Source organism: Pelagibacterium halotolerans (genome assembly GCF_044811015.1).
GTDB lineage: Bacteria > Pseudomonadota > Alphaproteobacteria > Rhizobiales > Devosiaceae > Pelagibacterium > Pelagibacterium halotolerans_A.
Genome location: NZ_CP085243.1, coordinates 2,195,506 through 2,212,407 on the forward strand (window position 1 = coordinate 2,195,506; position 16,902 = coordinate 2,212,407).

Genomic DNA, 16,902 nt, shown 5'->3' on the forward strand with positions numbered 1-16,902 from the left:
AGTTGAAATGGGGACTTGGTAGCGGAGGACCGCTACCGCCAATCCCCACACCTACCGATTATACGCTATAGGCTCCGATTGTTCTCCCGGCTTCTCGCGGCGTAGGTATGCTTTCCGCGTGTGCCCAGTAGCTGACTCTGAAGCGCGCATTGGCTGTCTGGTTCGCCGGGGAAGGAGCGGCATCATTGTTCCCATCCAGAGAGTAATTATAAAGCCTCACTTTATAAAGCGTATCGTTTCTGAAAATACCTATCTTGACAGTGCAACACTTAAGCCCAAATATATAGCATGGCTTTAGAAAAATACGGTCTTTTGAAACAGGTTCTGACGCATGCCCGGCCGGGCCAGCCGCTGACAGCGGCCTGGCTTGCCAAGCAGGGCGTGTCGGCGCAGCTTGCCTATCATTACGTTCAGGCGGGTTGGCTCATCAGGCTGGGGCACGGCTGGTTCCTGCGCGCCGGAGATGAACCGGAACTGCTCCTTTCCCTGGCGGCCCTGCCGGGCAATTTCCATGTCGGCGGCAAGACAGCGCTCGCTTGGCACGGTTATCAGCACAATCTCGCCCATCGCCCCGATACCGAACTTTTCGCGCAAAGCCCGTTCCGCCTGCCTGAATGGATGCAGGCGCATTTTCCGCTCACAGTACGGAAACGTCACCTTTTTGACGATGATGACCAGGGCGTTGCGCCATGGCGCGACATGGTGAGTCTGCGGGTTGCCGAACCCGAACGCGCCGTTCTGGAAATGCTGTGGGGGGTCCCGCAACATCAAACGCTGGAAGAGGCCACCCATCTCGTCGAGAGCCTCTTCGGCCTGCGCGCGATGCTGATGCAACCGCTTCTGGAAAGCTGTCGCAGCATCAAGGCGGTGCGGCTTTTCCTGAAACTCGCCAAACAGGCCCCCCTCCCCATCATGGAGGAACTCGACATGGCCCGGATCCACACCGGATCGGCCACGCCCTATGTACGGCGCCACGCAGCCGGTACGATCAGGACCTGACCGTGGATAAACGCTATTTCGAGACCGTGCAGCTTCTGCTCGATGTCGCGCCGCTCATTTTTCGGGGTGGGGATTTCGCCATGAAGGGCGGCACAGCCATCAATCTTTTTCACCGCGACATGCCCCAGCGCCTTCTGTACAACGCAATCACGCGAGCGAAGCGAAGTTGCACAGTGCTCGTGCAGGCACAGGAACTGGAGGAAGCGCGGCCATTCACTGCCTAGGCTCAGGACCTATTAATTTCGTTTGAGATGTGATTCACGGCTTCCAACAGGAGGCCTTGATGGGTGATTTGTTTTTGCTGAGCGAGCGCCAGATGGCGCGGATATCTCCGTTCTTTCCGCTGTCGCATGGGGTGCCGCGGGTCGATGACCGACGGGTTGTGAGCGGCATCGTCTATGTGATCCGCAACGGTTTGCAGTGGAAGGATGCGCCGGCCGGCTACGGGCCGCACAAGACGCTCTACAACCGTTTCATCCGCTGGAGCCGGATGGGTGTCTTCGACCGCATCTTCGCCGGGCTCGCCGGCAAAGGGCCAAAACCCGAGCGCATCATGATCGACGCGACGCATCTCAAGGCTCACCGCACCGCGGCGAGCCTGCTCAAAAAGGGGCTGTTCCCCGTCGCATCGGGCGAACAAAGGGCGGACTGAACTCGAAGCTCCACACCGTTTGCGACGGTGAAGGTCGGCCGATCATCCTGCTCCTGTCGGAAGGCCAGATGAGCGATCACACGGGCGCCCGCCTCGTGCTCGACGCCTTGCCGCCGGCCTCCCATCTGATCGCCGATCGCGGCTACGACAGCGCCTGGTTCCGCCAGGAACTTCAAGCACGAGGCATCGAGCCCTGTATTCCCTCGAGCCGCAACCGCAAGGTCCCGTATGACTACAACAAGGCGCTCTACCGTCAGCGCCACAAGGTCGAGAACCTTTTCGCAAAGCTCAAGGACTGGAGGCGCATCGCAACCCGCTACGACCGATGCGCCCACACCTTCTTCTCGGCCATCTGCATCGCAGCAGCCGTCATCTTCTGGCTCTGATCAATGAGTCCTGAGCCTAGTCTTTGCGCGAACCGCCCCTTGCCCATTTGTTCGATCATCTTGAGCAGTTCGTCAGCGTCGAAATGCTTCGGCTTCGCTTCCCACGCATTGAGGATCGCCTTACGCTCAGCGCTGAAGTTGTGCTCGTAGAGGGTCTCTATCATCTCTTGGGCATAGCCGCCCTCGAATAGCTCAGTCTCGAGCGTGCTCCAATTCACGAAAATGCCGAACTTCTGAATTTCAGCGAATGTTTCGCCCCAGGTCTTTTTGTCCTGGATCGCCTTGATCACCGCGTCGGTGTCGTCACCGCCAGCGGCCACGTCGACGATCCGAACGAGCTTGAGCGCCCGATTGTAGGCGCGAGGTTTCTCGTCGACTTCGTCATAATCGGTGATGACAGAGAACGGGATGCGCAAGGCACAGAGCAGCTTCACATAGGGCTGGAAGTTTGTTCCGGCGACCGAGCACACCGACACGCCATACTCGTCGAGCGAGATGTCCATTTCCTCGGCAAAAGCCGGGATGAGAAATCGCTCTGCGTCACCTTCGACGAGGATGACTCCGCGCGCGAAGACAATCTCCGCGCGGGTGACATCGAGATATCGCTCGAGATCTTCGGTGTCGGCTTTGGTGAAGTCCGCTGCGGCGGTCGAATATCCTTTCGTCCCCTCGTTCGAGTGCGATCGGAGAAGTAGGAGCGACTCCAGCGGGGCAACGCTTGCGATATGCGGCGAATGGGTGGTCAGAATGACCGAAAGCGGTCCGGCGGCATCGTCGTCATTGTCGCCATCCGCGCCGTCTCCACCATCGACAATCGTCTCAAAGAGATGCTTGTAAACAAGGCGTTGAAGATGCGGATGGAGGTGAGCCTCCGGCTCCTCGATCGCGAGCAACGACTGATCACGCTTGTTGGCAGCGATCAAGCGCTGAAGATCGAGCAGTTTGAGCGTGAGAAAGATAAGATTTGCCGAGCCGAGGCTGGCGTCGGCGACGCCGCGCCGGCCCTCATCGATCAGCAGCCGGATCTGCCGATTGATGCGCGTGGCGTCGGTCGAGCTGAAGCCAAGCGATGGATGCACATCCTGCTTCGATCCAGCCATTGCCAAAAATAGCTCTGCGATGCTGGCTTCGAGCGTCTTCACCTCGTCGAAATCGATCGCCGCGGCGCTTGCCTCCGCGATCTTGTCTCCGATTTCTTTGAGCGCATCCTTGTCGATCCCGATGAACGCATCTTCGACGAGGGGACGAAGCGGGGACCGGCGCCAAGCAGCAAGATCGCCCTCGGCGTCCCGAAGGGCCGGCAGCAGATCCATCGTGATGCGGCGCCGAAGATCATGACCGAAGCGCTTAGCTTCGTCCTCGCCGCCGAAGCAAACGAATGAGAAATCATCGTCACTAGCGGGGGCGTGATCAAGGCCAGGCTGAGCACGCAATTGATAGGTAAGGCGGGCTGTGCCCGGGTCGTCATCGAGGCGATAGTCGGTCAGCACCGCTAGGAGGTCGAGATCTTCCTCGAAATCCTTGATCTCTACCGAGATGGTGATGGTTGTATCGGCGGTAATCTCCTCCAACCCGTCCCAGAAGTCCGCGAGGCCGAGCTGTCGGCCGCTATCGGGCAGTGAGGGGTCGAAGACAAGGCGCAGGCCAAAGAGCAAATTGCTCTTTCCGACGCGGTTTTCGCCGACAATGACAATGTTACCGCCAAGCGCGACATCAAGGTCGCGGAAGTTGCGGAAATTCTCAATCCTGATTCGCGACAGATACATAGTGCCCCCTCGTACCAACTTATATCACAACTGATCACATTTCAGCACGACCAGGACTGTCTAGATCGGCCCCGATCTTGTCGTACTCAGTCGCTGTACGAAGGGCAGCTTTCGGGGATCCGCAAACGGCCATCGAGTGTCCGAGATGGCGTCGAAACCTGCCGCAGTTTTCCATGGATCGATCACGCTGCTAAAACTGAGACGCGGCAATCTGTGCATTGCCTCAACGAAACGATCTGGCTCCCCAGCGGAGTACCACTCCCGCTTCTTATGCGCTGACCTTGGTCCGGCCGATGGCCTGGCGCCATCAACCCGTGAAGGGTCCGCTACGCAAGCGCGCGGCCTTGAGGCTTCGCCTCCGCGGTGATTGCGGCCTTCAGCCGGACACATCGGGCGCCTGTCGCGCGGGGGATGGTCCCCCGCCTCCAAGACAGGAGCCGGAACGATGTCCCTCGATCAAGCAAACGCCTTCGCCTTCAGCCTCGCCGCCACCCTGATGACCGTGATCGTCATCTTCCGCGCCGGTGACGGCACCGTCTCGGCCATGCCCGCCGCCGAATATGACGGTGACGACGATGCCATCATCAACGAGATCGACCCCTTTGCCTCCTGACCGGAGGCAACCCGCTTTGCGGATGCGGATCGACGATTTCCGCTCCCGAAGCAGGCCAGTTTCGGTTATGCTGACGATTGCGCCGCGGTGGTGGTGGTGGATGGCGCGACCGTTAGACCTTCTCTCACGGAGACCACCACCATGATCGTTCTAGGAATCCTCGGATCGTTCGCAGTCATTGGCCTGCTGTGCTGGCTGCTTTTCACTCTCGCGGTGTTCGCGTTGCCATTCTTCGTCGGCCTGAATGTCGGCATCTGGACGCATCAGACGGGCGCCGGAATATTCGGCGCTTTCCTCATCGGCGCTTTCGCCGCCGGCGCCACCTTCGGTATCGGCCAGTTCCTGCTCACCGTCCTGCGTTCGACTTGGTTGAGACTGCTCGTCGCGCTCGCCTTCGCTGTTCCGGCCGCACTTGCCGGCTTCCACGCGACGCATGGCATCGTAGAGCACACCATGCCGTCCCAAACCTGGCAGCTCGTCTTCTCCATCATCGGCGCGGTCGCGGTCGGGATCACGACATTCGTTCGGGTGACGGCATTGGCCGCACCCGAAGCCTCCCGACAGGGCATCGCGACGGCCTGAGCCGGCCGGCGAAGGGGCGGACCCGGGCAGCCGGGACGCCATTTTCGTCATCGTGCTGGACGGTGATGGAGCGGCGACCGGCCTGCGGCATGCGAGGCACCGAACATCTTCCTCTCGTGATGCTTGAATCCAGTGAACGCCAATCCCGGCAATCCGGCAAAGCGGTGGAGGCGGTTCGTGCGACGCCGCCGTGTCGGGCGGTGCGACGTGCCTGCCTGTCTTGATAGAGAGCACGAGCGCTGAGCGGCATGGCCGGATTCCGGCGGTCGAGGTGGGTCACCACGTTCTCCATTTGATCCCGACCGGATCGAGCGCACCGGAGCGGCCTCTCCAATGGCCTGATCTGGCCGAAGGACGGCTGACGCCTCGATCGCCTATGACGCAACAGCGTCGTCACAACTTTCTTCCCCTGCCGGCTGCGCCGCCATTCCGCGCGGAACAAGAAAGTTCCTCCTTTGCTGTCGAGCCCCTATCGGGGTGCGCCGTCGATCGCCTCCGGCCAACCGATCGCCATCGAGGCCGCATGGTGCGGGCTCGAAGCTTCAGATCAAGGAGAACTGACATGGCGACCATCGGCACCTTCAAGAAGTCCGGCAACAACGAGTTCACCGGCGAAATCGTCACCCTCTCGGTCCAGGCCAAGGGCGTCCGCATCATCCCCGAAACCCGGGCCACCGGCGAGAACGCCCCAAGCCACCGCGTCTTCGTCGGCCGCGCAGAGATCGGCGCCGCCTGGGCCAAACAGTCCAATGAGGGCCGCGACTATCTCGGCCTCAAGCTCGACGATCCGAGCTTCACCGCCCCGATCTACGCCAACCTCTTCGACGACGAGGACGGCGAGGGCTACAGCCTCATCTGGTCCCGCCCCACACGCCGCAACGGCGAGTAAGGCGCAAGCGAAACGCCCCGCCCGGAGAATCTGGGTGGGGCCAATCGCATATGGAGGCGACCGAATCAGTTCGAGCCTGACTCAGGTTCAATAAAGCTTTCGAGGCCGTTTTGACTGGTTCAGACGAACAAGAACAACTATTATAGATGGAGTATTCGGGCGCGCCCTTGGGGAGATGGTTGCCGCCGAAATCATCAAGAATGGCGGCAACGTGCGGTTCAACTGTCGCGCTAAGTCGGTGCAGGATCACGCCGGCATTCCTGCTGGTGCGCGGCGAGGGTTGGCTGAAGACGCCGGTGTAGGCGATCTTGTTCAGGATGAGGATCGGCCGAACGTTGTTGTGGGCTTGGCCCGATCGCAGCCCGTTCATCATCTACCCAACAGGGCACCGTAGATGCCAGCGCTTCGCTCACCACCTGATTGAACGATGGACTCGTGCGTCCCGCATCTCAGCCGAGGACATCGACTCAGGAACCATCATCAGCTTCAGGCGTTTCAGCGTTCTCGGTCCATGTGTCTCAGGCCAAGCGGTGCTATGCTTCAATTGATCGCGAGCCGGGAGATCTCCTTAGACGTCTGCCCGGGTCAGACACACCAACCGACCTCCCGTTTTCGGCATCCCGCGCTGGGTGCAAGAAAGGCAGTTAGTCATGCAGATTCAGGTCAATACCGACGAGAACGTAAAGGGTGGGGAAGACCTGTCCGCCCGAGTTGCGGCCGAGATCCGCACCCGTCTGGACCGCTTCAGTCAACATATCACCCGTATTGAAGTGCACCTCAGCGACGAGGACGGAGACAAGTCCGGCGGTTCCGACAAGCGTTGCGTCATCGAAGCACGCCTGGAGGGACGTCAGCCGGAAGTGGCCAGCGAACAGGCCGCCACGCTTGAAGGCGCCTATTCGGGTGCCGCGAAGAAGTTGCAGCGTGCTCTGCAGACTACCCTCGGCAGGCTCAATCGAGTGAAGGGCGCTGAGACCATACGGGCCGGCGATCTGTAGGAGATTGACTGCCGCCAATTACGCAAATCGACGAGCATAGGAGGAACAAGATCATGGTTGAGAAACAACCTAAGAGGCCGGCCGCGAAGAACAATCCCAAAAGTAAGCACGGCAAGGGCAAACCCGGGGACGGTTCGCCTGAACCCGTCGCCGTTGATCGACCTGGATTCGATCTGGGCGGTTCAACTGGCAAGACGAACGCGGGAACAGGTCTGGGCCTCGGCCCGGACGCAGCTGAAAATCGCCGCGATCGTAGTCTGCCAGGACGCCGAGGGAAGCGCACGTAGAGCATAGCCAGTTGGCACGGCACCTCTCTCTTGACCATCAAAGCGCGCGATCAAGCTAGCGGCACTCTCGCCCGAACGATTACTGATCAGCTGAAAACGGCATCGATTTGTTCTGCTCACGAATCGGTCGGAGACCGCGACCAAGTCGTTGATAGCCAGTGCTGCCGGATCCGGGGCTGGTCACTCTCGCGGAAATCGTGGCCGGGCCGTTGGTCTGCCCCTGAGGCATGGCTTTTACTTTAACGCCATTTGAGCTGCCTGATAACTGTGCTCGATGTCAGCGATGTCGGAGGCTTCCGACACTCCGCGGCGGCCGGCTTCGGCGATGATGGCAGCGTGATGGAGCAAAGCGTCGCGTTGGCTGGACAGGCGGACCTTGACCGCAAGCTGCGCAATGATGCTGAGCATTTGGATGATGACCGCGGGGTGGGTGGCTGCGGCTTGCCGGATCTGGTGGAAAGCGACGTCCACGAGACCACGGAAGCTCGACGCCAGGCCGACCACGCGCACCACGCCGGCCTCATCGCAAAACACCTCAGGCTGAAGTTCCCGCCGCATCAGTTCACCGAGTGCAGCGCCCAAGCGATTGATAACGGCAATGGCGGTGAAGGGATCGTTGATTCCCGACGAAAGCGCGCGCACGGCGATTTCGACCAGGTGGCGGATCGAGAACTCCAGATCCTGGACCGGCGTGCGCTCTTCGCCGACCAGGATGGCGCCTTCGATCTCGGTCGCCAAATCCGGCCCGAGCAGGCGCCCTGGATAGATATCGGCCTTGTGTGATCCGCGAATGACGAAATGCCCGGCACGGAAGTCCAGGCGGATCACCGCCTTGTGCCGGCAGGCGATTTCCACGAGCCGCTCATACTCGATCGCCTGCACATAGCCTTCGCCGGACAGCCACAAAGGGGCCGCACGTTCATCAAAGTCGGCCGGCAGCACGTCATCGGCCGTCGGCCGCTCGGCGGGCGGTTGGCCTTCGTCCTCCGTCGGCAGTAGCCGTGAGATCCTATTGCGGAGATCCCTGTCGACACGCCGGACCACTGTATCGGAAACGATTGACCGAGCCAAATTGTGTATAAAATACAGCAACGCAAACAGGTTGATAAGGGCAAGCGCGGTGCCGAGCGTGACCGCAATGTGCGGCACCGCGGAAATGTCGAGCGCGCTGTTGAGGGTGCGAAGCACCAGCAGGCAATAGATGATGGTCATCAGGAACATGCCGAACACGAGCTGTGTGCGCAAATCGCCCATGAAGTTGCGGACCAGCCGCGGCCCGAGCTGGCTGGCAGCGAGCGTCAGCACAACCATGGTGATCGATATGACCAGCGTCGCCATCGTGACCATCGAGGAAAAGACGGTCGACAGCAGATTGCGGGCGTCTTCAGGGCCGCCGCTGTGGAGCCAAAACTGCTGGGCCCTCTCCTCCGGCAGGGCGGCATCGAGGTTGAGGGCCACGATCGCCAGGCCGACCGCGCCGACAGCCATGAGTGTCGGCACAAACCAGAGGCCGGTCCGCAGGGTTGCCCAAAGATTATAGAGACGGCTCAGCATGGTCGTCCTCTCAGGATGAAATACAATCCACCTTTCAACTCTGGCGGACGAATACCATCTGGCGAACGTCGATCATGCCGGACCGAAAGCCGGCCTCGCAATAGGCGAGATAGTATTCCCAGAGCCGCCGGAAGCGCTCGTCGAAGCCCATCTTTTTGATCGACGGCCAGGCGGAGCGGAAGCGGGTGCGCCAGTCGCCGAGCGTGCGGACATAATCCTGGCCGAATAGTCTCTCGCCGGCCAATGCGAGCCCGTGCCGGCGGCCTAAGTCGACCAACACCTGCGGCGCCGGCAGCATGCCGCCGGGGAAGACATAGCCGCGTATGAAGTCCACGCTACGCCGGTATTCCGCGAACAGCCGATCCTGGATGGTGATGGCCTGGATGCCAACCCGCCCGTTGGGGGCGAGGCGATCACGGAGCTGGGCGAAATAGCGCGGCCAGTGGGCTTCGCCGACAGCCTCGATCATCTCGATGGAGGCGATGCGGTCATACATCCCCACCGCTTCGCGATAGTCCTGGAACTTAATCTCGACGCGCTCCGAAAGTCCGGCCTCGAAGATCCGGCGGCTGGCATAGTCGTGCTGCTCACGACTGATGGTCAAGGCCGTGACGCGTACACCATAGCTTCGGGCGACGAATTCAGCAAAGCCACCCCAGCCGCAGCCGACTTCCAGCACGCGCTGGTCTGGCACCAGGCCGATGCCTTCGGCAAGGGTGCGGTACTTCCGCTCCTGGGCGGCCTTCAGATCGTCGGTCTCGGGACCATAGATCGCTGAGGAATACGTCATCGAGGGATCGAGCCACGCGGCGTAGAAGCGATTGCCAAGGTCATAATGGGCGTGGATGTTGCGCCGTGCCTGGCGCCGTGTATTGCGGCGCCGCCAATGACCAAAGCGCTGCCACATGCGCACGAGGCGGTTGCCGCTCAAAAGCTCGTTGGCGGGTTCCCTGTTGCGGGCAAACAGATACAACAACTGGGACAGGTCCGGGGTGTCCCATTCACCGCGCAAATAGCCTTCCGCGGCACCCAGGTCGCCGCCGGCCAGCATCCGCCAGACACCGTGTGGATTATGGATCTCAATGGCCGCCGAAGGCCCCTCCTGCCGGCCGACAACAGCGTAGCGCCGGCCGTCGGGAAGACATACCTCCAGACAGCCGCACTCGAACCGGGCGATGAAACGCAACACCAGCCGCAGCGGCAGCGGCAGCCCGCGCGACGTGACGTCGACATTGTCGCGGTTGACGATCGTGACATCAGACACAGGCAGACTCCGGTGGGCCCCCGTCATTCAACGTTTGCCGGCTCATCCAACCTTTGCCAGTCTCAGGCACGATGATTGCGAATAAGCTTCGCAGCATATAATCCGATATTCCCCAGATGAGTTTCAACATCTGCCCCGATAATAGCCGAACAGGCCGTATCTGGGAATTGTGAACCGTTCTCGAGCCCGGGCGCCGCCGCATAGGGCGGACCAGCCGCCTGCGGCGGCCGACTCCGGATCGATTTTGCATCACCATGTTCCAGACTTTTGCCGGCGTGTCGCCAAAACAAAATGGGCGGTTGCAGTACCTTAGTGCCAAGATCGGAGGGCAGCTTTCAGCCCCGAACAGGTCATTCGGTAATCGGCTGGCGACGACCGCTTGGTCCGCTTCTTGCTGCCATTCCTCGGCGAAGAACGACTGAAATAGTCGTAGTTTACAAAACCGTCCGAAGATTGGTTATGAGAAGTGCCGGTCCTTGATTCGAGAGGGAACTCGGCATGTCCCAAAGCCACTATATCGGGCTGGATGTCTCGGCCCGCACCGTTAATCTCTGCGTCGTCGATCACGATGGTCACGTCGTGCACGAACGCAAAGTCTCCTCCGATCCCGAGGAGATCGCACAGCACATCCTGTCACTTCCGTTTAGGATCGTCCGCGTCGGTCTCGAGGCCGGAATGTTGTCGCAGCATATCTATGGGCGGTTAGCGGAAGCCAATATTCCTGTCGTCTGTGTCGAGACCCGGCATATGAAGGCCGCGCTTGCTGCGCAGCTTAACAAGACCGACCGGCACGATGCGCGCGGGATCGCCCAGATGATGCGCGTCGGTCTGTTCAAGCCGGTGCACGTGAAAACGCCAAACAGCCAACGTCTCCGCACGATCCTCACCGCCCGCCAACTCTTGCGGAACAAGCTCCAGGACGTCGAGAACGAAATCCGCAGTCTCATCCGCAACTTCGGCTATCACGTTGGCAAGGTGACGGCTCGCGACTTCGAGCCTCGGGTGCGCGAGCTGATTGCCGACACGGACCTGCACGCTGTGGCGGACGCTCTGCTGTTGGCGCGGCGGGGATTGCGAGAGCAATTCGGTAGGTTGGACGATATGCTTGTCCGATTGGCTCGCCAAGATCAGGTAGCACGCCGGTTCATGACCGTTCCCGGCGTCGGCCCCCTTGTCGCATTAACGTTCCGGGCCACAGTCGATGTTCCGGCCCGCTTCACGCGCTCGCGCACGGTCGGTGCACACTTCGGACTGACGCCGCGCAAGCAGCAATCCGGTGAGGTCGACCGCAACGGCCGGATTTCGAGATGGGGCGATGAGATGATGCGAAGCCTTCTCTATGAAGCCGCGCAAGTTCTGCTGACGCGAGTGAAACGGTGGTCCGCGCTCAAGGCATGGGGCGCACAGATCTCGCGACGCCGAGGCCACAAGAAGGCGATCATCGCGCTCGCTCGGAAGATCGCCGTGATCCTCCATCGCATGTGGGTCGACGGAACGGAATTCGACTGGGGCAAGCGGCCAGACGCTGCAACTCCGTCGGCATAGGATTCGACCAGGCGTAGGCCCGGTCGAGGCACCTCCCCGCGAGGGGACGGGGAACGGTGAGCGCGCAAATACGACTTGACCGCCAAGGCCGATGCCGAGGTAATGTCGCAATTTAGATTGTCCCGCCGGTTCCTCTGATCCCATCCTGTGGCGGTCTCGTCCCGACCACGAAGAGAAGCATGATCCTCGCGGGCGTGCCGCTCAAACCTCGTCGTCAGGCTCGACCAGATCGACGTGGCTGACACCGAGGGCTTGGGCAAGCTCATACAGCGTGATCACGGTCGGATTCCTCCGGCCGCGTTCGAGGCTGCTGAGATATTGTTGGCTGAAGCCGGAACGCGCTTCGACCTCTTCCTGGGTCAGGCCCTTCTCCCGACGCAGGCGGGCGAAGTTCCGGCCGACCAGTTTGCGCATATCCATGCGCAGGAAGATCGCGATTTACATACTTTAAGTTTATCAACTATAGTATGTAAATGGCCGCTGGAGAGTGTGGGAAACCACGCTATCCGGTTGGCCCGAATAGAGAAGTCGTAGTTCTGGCGTGCGCGCAGGTCCAGATGGGAGGTGATCATGCATGATCACCGCCCGACAATCGCGGGCCGCACGCGCGCTGCTTGGTTGGACGCAGGAGACGCTCGCTGACAAGGCCCGGGTATCGCTGACCGCGCTCAAGCGCCTCGAGTCCGAAAGTGGCCTCGAGGTCTATGAATCGACGCGCGATCAGGTCCGCAGGGCGTTCGAGGGTAACGGCGTGATCTTCCTGAATTCCGATCAGGGTATCGGAGTGCTGCTGGTCGATGAGAAACACCGCCAATCCCGTCCGTCTCCATAGCCTGCCGCCAGGCTCGATATCGTTCGCACGGCGGGATTCTGCAATCGCAGCGCGATTACCAAACGCCTCCGTTTTGGATAAGAAAGAGTTAAAGGGGGCTTCATGACGCAGGTCGATTTTCTCGACGAACCGCCGGAATGCGCGATGCTTACGGACTACGACCGTTCGCATATGAAGCTCTACCTGCGCATACTCGACGCGACCAGGGACGGAGCAGATTGGCGCGAGATCGCCGATGTGCTGTTCGGTCTCAACGCCGACGAGGAACCCGAGCGGGCGCGTCGGGTCATCAACAGTCATCTCGCCCGCGCCCGCTGGATGACCACGCATGGCTACCGCCTGCTGGTCCGCGAAGGACAACAGCACTGAAATCTGGCGTTGCATCGCTTGCAACACCCATTGCCGACAAGGCGCCTTCCGCCTTTCGCCTCGTCCGGTGAACCTTCCCGTCTCGACATGTACCCGCGTTACGAGGCTGGAGGGCAGCAATGTCTCCCAATACGACCCGGTGGCGTTCGTCATCGACCTATGACTATGTGGATCATCTGACGGCGCCGGATGTCGGATGGGAGTGGCTGCGGCGCAACGAGGATTACCAGTACGATTTCGACAGGCTCCAAAGGGCGAGGCTTCAGACACCGGACCTGATCGAACAGGCAAGCGCAAAGTGGGGATTGCGATTTCGCCACCGCGCCAAACCTCAACGCCACTGAGGCGCCCGTCTTCTGGCTTCCCCAGGACGACACCGGCACCGTCATTCTCGCACCGGCCCCGCCGGTCCTGTCCGACGGTGCCTCTCCGGCGGACGCGGTTGCTCACGAACGCCAGCGTGTTGCGCCGGACGCAAAGCATCTCCTGCATCCGCTCGACAACGGCCAGCATCTCCACCTCGTGCTTCCCGAAGGTGCTTCGGCCGACACGCCGCTCGCGGCCCTGGTGCCGCTCGGGCGTGAAGGCTTCGACCGCATCGAGGCGATTCTTCGGCTGCTCGCTTCCCTTCACGGCCGCGTCGTGCCTCTGGACACGCGCCTGACGGAGCAGCAACGGGCACGCACGCGGCGCATGTTGCAGGCCTTCGACGGCCGTCGTGCCGGTGCGACCCAGCAGGAAATCGCCGAGGTCGTCTTCCGCACGGGCAAACTGACCCGCGATGAGTGGCAGGCGGCTTCCGAGCGCCATGCGGTCATGAGCCTGCTCAAAGGCGCACGGGAAATGATTGCGGGCGGGTATCGCAAGCTGGGGGGCCGCGTCGTTTATGCCGTCGATGATCTCCAGGCCTGGGCCAATCGCGGTGCCGTCACTTCCACATCCGATCCGCGCGGCAGTGTGCTGCCAGCAAAGCGGCACGATTCTGCACCGGCGGCGCACGTCAGCCGGCACGGCGAGTGAGGTTGCCCGCCGTGCCGCGTCGCCGTCTCATCCTCTCCAGCGAGCGTGCCAGGCTCGATCCTTTCATTGTCGCGACGGGCGATGCCAGCCCGCGCGATCAGCGCGATCTCATGGAACGGCCTTTCTTCTCGCTTGCCAAGGCCAGGCGTATCGCGCCGATCCTTTACGAGGCCGGAGGCGTCCGCGTCGAGGTCTTCGCCGTGCCCGATCACGGAATGGCGACGATCTGGGATGCCGATGTCCTCATCTGGGCCGCCTCGCAGATCGTCGAGGCCGAAAATCTTGGCTTCAACACCTCCCGCTTCCTGCGCTTCACGCCCTACCAGCTCCTGACCGCCATCGGTCGCGAAACCGGCTCGCGTGACTACAAGCTGTTGAAGGGCGCACTCACGCGGCTGCAATCAACCGCCGTCCGGACCACCATCCGCCAGGGCGAGCATTGGCGCCGCCACCAGTTCTCCTGGATCAACGAATGGGAGGAATGCGTGACGCGCGATGGCCGCGTCGAGGGCATGGAGTTCGTGCTGCCGGACTGGTTCTACCGTAACGTCACCGACCGCTCGCTGGTGCTCACCATCGACCCGGCCTATTTCCGGCTGACCGGCGGCATCGAACGCTGGCTCTACCGTGTCGCGCGCAAGCATGCTGGCCGCCAGCCGAAGGGCTGGATCTTCGAATTCGCCCATCTCCATCAAAAGTCCGGCAGCCTCATGCGCGTCTCCGATTTCGCGCTTCAGCTCCGGCGCATCGCGGCGCGCCAGCCGCTACCCGGTTATCGGCTGCTCATCGAGCGCAAGGGCCGGCGCGAGCTACTGCGCATCGTGCCCGCGAAGCCGTTACCCCAGCCTGTGGACGGCGCTGTGGATACGGTCGGGACTTCACACGCAGACGGTATCGGGATTTCGCACGCGGGACCATCGGGACTTCGCACGCAGAGATCGCAGTTAAGTCTCTGGCCGGAAACGGCGATTCCGAGCCTTAACTTGGAATCTAATAGAGAATCTAACCATTTTGTTGCGCGGAGCGATGTGGAAAACACCGCCGCTGCCGCTATCGACGGGCTCCTTCGCAAGTCGCCGAGAGCACGGGGCTCCGGAAGCAGTGCCCCACGCACATCGCAGCGTTTTCCTGAGCGCAAGCCGGGAGGACAGAGATGATTGTGGCGCTGCTCAACCAGAAGGGCGGCGTCGGCAAGACGACGCTCGCTCTGCACCTCGCCGGGGAATGGACCCGAAGGGGAAAACGGATCACGCTGATCGATGCGGATCCGCAGGGCTCGGCGCTCGACTGGTCGCAGACACGCGGCGGAGAGGGGTTGCCGCGGCGGTTCGGCGTCATCGGTCTGGCGCGTGACACCCTGCACCACGAAGCGCCCGAACTGGCGCGCAGCGCCGATCATGTGGTGATCGACGGACCGCCGCGTGTCGCCGGCCTGATGCGCTCGGCGCTGCTTGCTGCCGACCTGGTGCTGATCCCCGTGCAACCGTCGCCCTTCGATGGCTGGGCTTCGGCCGAGATGCTGTCGCTGCTTGAGGAAGCACGCATCTACCGACCGGAGCTTGCCGCCCGCTTCGTGCTTAACCGTTGCGGCGCGCGCACCGTCATCGCCCGCGAGACGGCCGAGACGCTGGTGGACCATGACCCGCCGGCGCTTGTCGCCACCATCGGCCAACGTGTCGCCTTCGCCGCCGCAGCGCAGCAGGGCCGGCTGGTCGATGAGATCGGCGATGGCGGCCGGGCCGCCAGCGAGATCGCAGCGCTCGCCGCCGAAATCGAGCGGCTGCGTGTCGGGAGGAACGTGCCATGAGCAGACGCTCCACCCGTCGCGGTTTCGCAACCCGTCCCGCCGATCCCGAACACTGGATCAGGTCCGCCGATGCATCCCCGGCCAAAGCCGGTCTCGCGGATCGCAACACCGCGCGCCTCACCATCGACGTCACCCCCGAACTGCGCGGACGCATCAAGGTGGCGGCGTTCCGGCGTGGTCAGACCGTCGCCGACATGTTGCGCGCCTTGCTGGCGCGCGAATTCCCGCCGTCCGAGGGAGAAGACTCATGACCGGCCAGGCATCACGACATTTGGCCGGGCATCCCATGCCGGACGATGCGCCACCCTTCATGACGCTGGTCGAACTGACCTGGCTCGAGAGGCGCATCGAGCACTGGATTCGCTTCGGCAACCACAGCTACGAGCGCATCCTCAATCGCCGCAGCCGCGTCGTCGGCTTTGCGCCGGGTAGCGTCTTCGCCTTCGTCCGCTGGGCGTCGAATGACTACGGCACGGTGATCTCACGTATCGATATCGTGCGCGCGATCGAGCGCGGCGCGCCATACCAGACGCTGCCTTTCGTGCGCCCCGGCGGCGACATCCTGCTCAAGGTCTATGGCTGGCCCAAGGTCGAGCGCGTGCTGCAGGTCGTCGATGGGATCGAAGCGCTCTGTATCGAACCGGCGGACGCCGCGCCCGACTATTGGCGGCATGTCCACAACCGGCTGGAGGCGGGTCTTGAGCCACGCCCCTATGGTCTCGACCAGCACCGCGCCTGGCTCAAGCGGCGGGACATCCGGTCATGAGCTGGCGCCGCATCACGATCACCGCGATGTTCGCAGGCGTGGCGCTGCTTGCCGTGCCTGCGTGGCTCAATCCCGCACCACGCTACATCTGGAATGCCTCCGCGAGCGTGCCCATCGGGCTCTACCGCGTCGAACCGGCGACACGGATCGAGGTCACTGACCTGGTTGCCGTCATGCCGCCCGATGCGCTGGCCAACTATCTCGACACGCGCGGCTACCTGCCGCGCGGCGTTCCGATGATCAAGCGCGTGCTGGCGCTCTCCGGCACGACCGTCTGCCGCCGCGGCACGACGATCTTTGCCTACGACCACGCCTATGGCGAGGCGCGACAGCGCGACAACGCCGGACGTGACCTGCCCATCTGGCAGGGCTGCCGCATGCTTCGCGATAGCGAAGTCTTCCTCATGAACTGGGACGCACCGGACAGCTTCGACGGACGGTATTTCGGAGCACTCCCCATGGATTCGGTCATCGCCCGCGTCGTTCCGGTCTGGACCGGCGAAGATGGCGACGGCTGCTTTCGATGGCGCGCCGGCGACAACCCGACTGCGCCCTGAACCCTTCATCAACCAC

At 62.0% G+C, this 16,902-nt stretch carries 19 protein-coding genes and 3 pseudogenes; 18 read left to right on the forward strand and 4 right to left on the reverse strand.

The features are described 5' to 3' along the window. The first annotated feature begins 288 nt into the window (after positions 1-288). The 3 genes and pseudogenes from LG281_RS10785 to LG281_RS10795 all read left to right on the forward strand — a co-directional run bounded on the left by LG281_RS10785 (position 289) and on the right by LG281_RS10795 (position 2,037). On the forward strand, positions 289-999 hold the full coding sequence (locus tag LG281_RS10785; RefSeq protein WP_404400508.1) for a type IV toxin-antitoxin system AbiEi family antitoxin domain-containing protein: 711 nt from the start codon (positions 289-291) through the stop codon (positions 997-999). Positions 1,000-1,001: 2 nt separating this feature from the next. Beyond that, a pseudogene (locus tag LG281_RS10790) lies at positions 1,002-1,127 on the forward strand (nucleotidyl transferase AbiEii/AbiGii toxin family protein); the annotation flags it as partial. Between the two features lie 155 nt (positions 1,128-1,282). Next, a protein-coding gene (locus tag LG281_RS10795) for an IS5 family transposase (RefSeq protein ID WP_404400528.1) occupies positions 1,283-2,037 on the forward strand; the annotation gives its coding sequence in 2 pieces (ribosomal slippage) (positions 1,283-1,616 and positions 1,616-2,037; 756 coding nt in all). Here LG281_RS10795 and LG281_RS10800 read toward each other — a convergent pair. Then, positions 1,968-3,803 carry an AAA family ATPase gene (locus LG281_RS10800; RefSeq protein WP_404400530.1) on the reverse strand — a complete coding sequence of 612 codons (1,836 nt, stop codon included), beginning with the start codon at positions 3,801-3,803 and terminating at the stop codon, positions 1,968-1,970. The genes LG281_RS10795 and LG281_RS10800 overlap by 70 nt on opposite strands. A gap of 445 nt (positions 3,804-4,248) precedes the next feature. Between LG281_RS10800 and LG281_RS10805 the strand changes: the two genes are divergently transcribed. The 4 genes from LG281_RS10805 (at position 4,249) to LG281_RS10820 (ending at position 6,885) form a co-directional block, all read left to right on the forward strand. Next, complete coding sequence (locus tag LG281_RS10805) at positions 4,249-4,416, forward strand: hypothetical protein (protein ID WP_404400532.1); 168 nt, start codon at positions 4,249-4,251, stop codon at positions 4,414-4,416. Between the two features lie 141 nt (positions 4,417-4,557). Continuing rightward, the gene (locus LG281_RS10810) at positions 4,558-4,998 is read left to right on the forward strand and encodes a hypothetical protein (RefSeq protein WP_404400534.1); all 441 of its coding nucleotides are present in this window, start codon (positions 4,558-4,560) and stop codon (positions 4,996-4,998) included. A gap of 562 nt (positions 4,999-5,560) precedes the next feature. Then, a complete protein-coding gene (locus LG281_RS10815; RefSeq protein ID WP_404400536.1) occupies positions 5,561-5,887 on the forward strand; it encodes a DUF736 domain-containing protein in 327 nt (108 codons plus the stop codon). A gap of 650 nt (positions 5,888-6,537) precedes the next feature. After that, positions 6,538-6,885, forward strand: coding sequence for an HPF/RaiA family ribosome-associated protein (locus LG281_RS10820; RefSeq protein WP_404400538.1), 348 nt, complete (start codon positions 6,538-6,540; stop codon positions 6,883-6,885). A gap of 521 nt (positions 6,886-7,406) precedes the next feature. On the opposite strand, the gene LG281_RS10825 is transcribed toward LG281_RS10820, so the two are convergent. After that, positions 7,407-8,726 carry a DUF2254 domain-containing protein gene (locus LG281_RS10825; RefSeq protein WP_404400540.1) on the reverse strand — a complete coding sequence of 440 codons (1,320 nt, stop codon included), beginning with the start codon at positions 8,724-8,726 and terminating at the stop codon, positions 7,407-7,409. Between the two features lie 34 nt (positions 8,727-8,760). Next, on the reverse strand, positions 8,761-9,990 hold the full coding sequence (locus LG281_RS10830) for a class I SAM-dependent methyltransferase (protein ID WP_404400542.1): 1,230 nt from the start codon (positions 9,988-9,990) through the stop codon (positions 8,761-8,763). A gap of 498 nt (positions 9,991-10,488) precedes the next feature. Between LG281_RS10830 and LG281_RS10835 the strand changes: the two genes are divergently transcribed. Beyond that, on the forward strand, positions 10,489-11,535 hold the full coding sequence (locus LG281_RS10835) for an IS110 family transposase (protein WP_404400544.1): 1,047 nt from the start codon (positions 10,489-10,491) through the stop codon (positions 11,533-11,535). Positions 11,536-11,736: 201 nt separating this feature from the next. Here LG281_RS10835 and LG281_RS10840 read toward each other — a convergent pair whose 3' ends face one another. After that, positions 11,737-11,955, reverse strand: coding sequence for a helix-turn-helix domain-containing protein (locus LG281_RS10840; RefSeq protein ID WP_028034392.1), 219 nt, complete (start codon positions 11,953-11,955; stop codon positions 11,737-11,739). Positions 11,956-12,109: 154 nt separating this feature from the next. Between LG281_RS10840 and LG281_RS10845 the strand changes: the two genes are divergently transcribed. From LG281_RS10845 to LG281_RS10890, 10 genes and pseudogenes are all read left to right on the forward strand, one after another. Continuing rightward, on the forward strand, positions 12,110-12,367 hold the full coding sequence (locus LG281_RS10845; RefSeq protein WP_404400547.1) for a multiprotein-bridging factor 1 family protein: 258 nt from the start codon (positions 12,110-12,112) through the stop codon (positions 12,365-12,367). 102 nt (positions 12,368-12,469) lie between these two features. Then, positions 12,470-12,736, forward strand: coding sequence for a DNA -binding domain-containing protein (locus tag LG281_RS10850; protein ID WP_404400549.1), 267 nt, complete (start codon positions 12,470-12,472; stop codon positions 12,734-12,736). Positions 12,737-12,855: 119 nt separating this feature from the next. Further along, complete coding sequence (locus LG281_RS10855; protein ID WP_404400551.1) at positions 12,856-13,080, forward strand: transcriptional regulator domain-containing protein; 225 nt, start codon at positions 12,856-12,858, stop codon at positions 13,078-13,080. A 223-nt stretch (positions 13,081-13,303) separates the two neighbouring features. Further along, positions 13,304-13,546, forward strand: a pseudogene (locus LG281_RS10860) (DUF2285 domain-containing protein); the annotation flags it as partial. A gap of 48 nt (positions 13,547-13,594) precedes the next feature. Continuing rightward, positions 13,595-13,756 (forward strand): annotated as a pseudogene (locus tag LG281_RS10865) (DNA-binding protein); the annotation flags it as partial. 11 nt (positions 13,757-13,767) lie between these two features. Then, positions 13,768-14,913 carry a replication initiator protein A gene (locus LG281_RS10870; protein WP_404400553.1) on the forward strand — a complete coding sequence of 382 codons (1,146 nt, stop codon included), beginning with the start codon at positions 13,768-13,770 and terminating at the stop codon, positions 14,911-14,913. Then, the gene (gene parA / locus LG281_RS10875; RefSeq protein ID WP_404400555.1) at positions 14,910-15,563 is read left to right on the forward strand and encodes a ParA family partition ATPase; all 654 of its coding nucleotides are present in this window, start codon (positions 14,910-14,912) and stop codon (positions 15,561-15,563) included. Before LG281_RS10870 ends, parA begins: the two co-directional genes overlap by 4 nt. Then, positions 15,560-15,814, forward strand: coding sequence for a hypothetical protein (locus LG281_RS10880; protein WP_404400557.1), 255 nt, complete (start codon positions 15,560-15,562; stop codon positions 15,812-15,814). The genes parA and LG281_RS10880 overlap by 4 nt, the downstream gene beginning before the upstream one ends. Continuing rightward, on the forward strand, positions 15,811-16,329 hold the full coding sequence (locus LG281_RS10885; protein WP_404400559.1) for a DUF2840 domain-containing protein: 519 nt from the start codon (positions 15,811-15,813) through the stop codon (positions 16,327-16,329). Before LG281_RS10880 ends, LG281_RS10885 begins: the two co-directional genes overlap by 4 nt. Further along, positions 16,326-16,886, forward strand: coding sequence for a S26 family signal peptidase (locus LG281_RS10890; RefSeq protein WP_404400561.1), 561 nt, complete (start codon positions 16,326-16,328; stop codon positions 16,884-16,886). Before LG281_RS10885 ends, LG281_RS10890 begins: the two co-directional genes overlap by 4 nt. Positions 16,887-16,902: the final 16 nt, after the last annotated feature.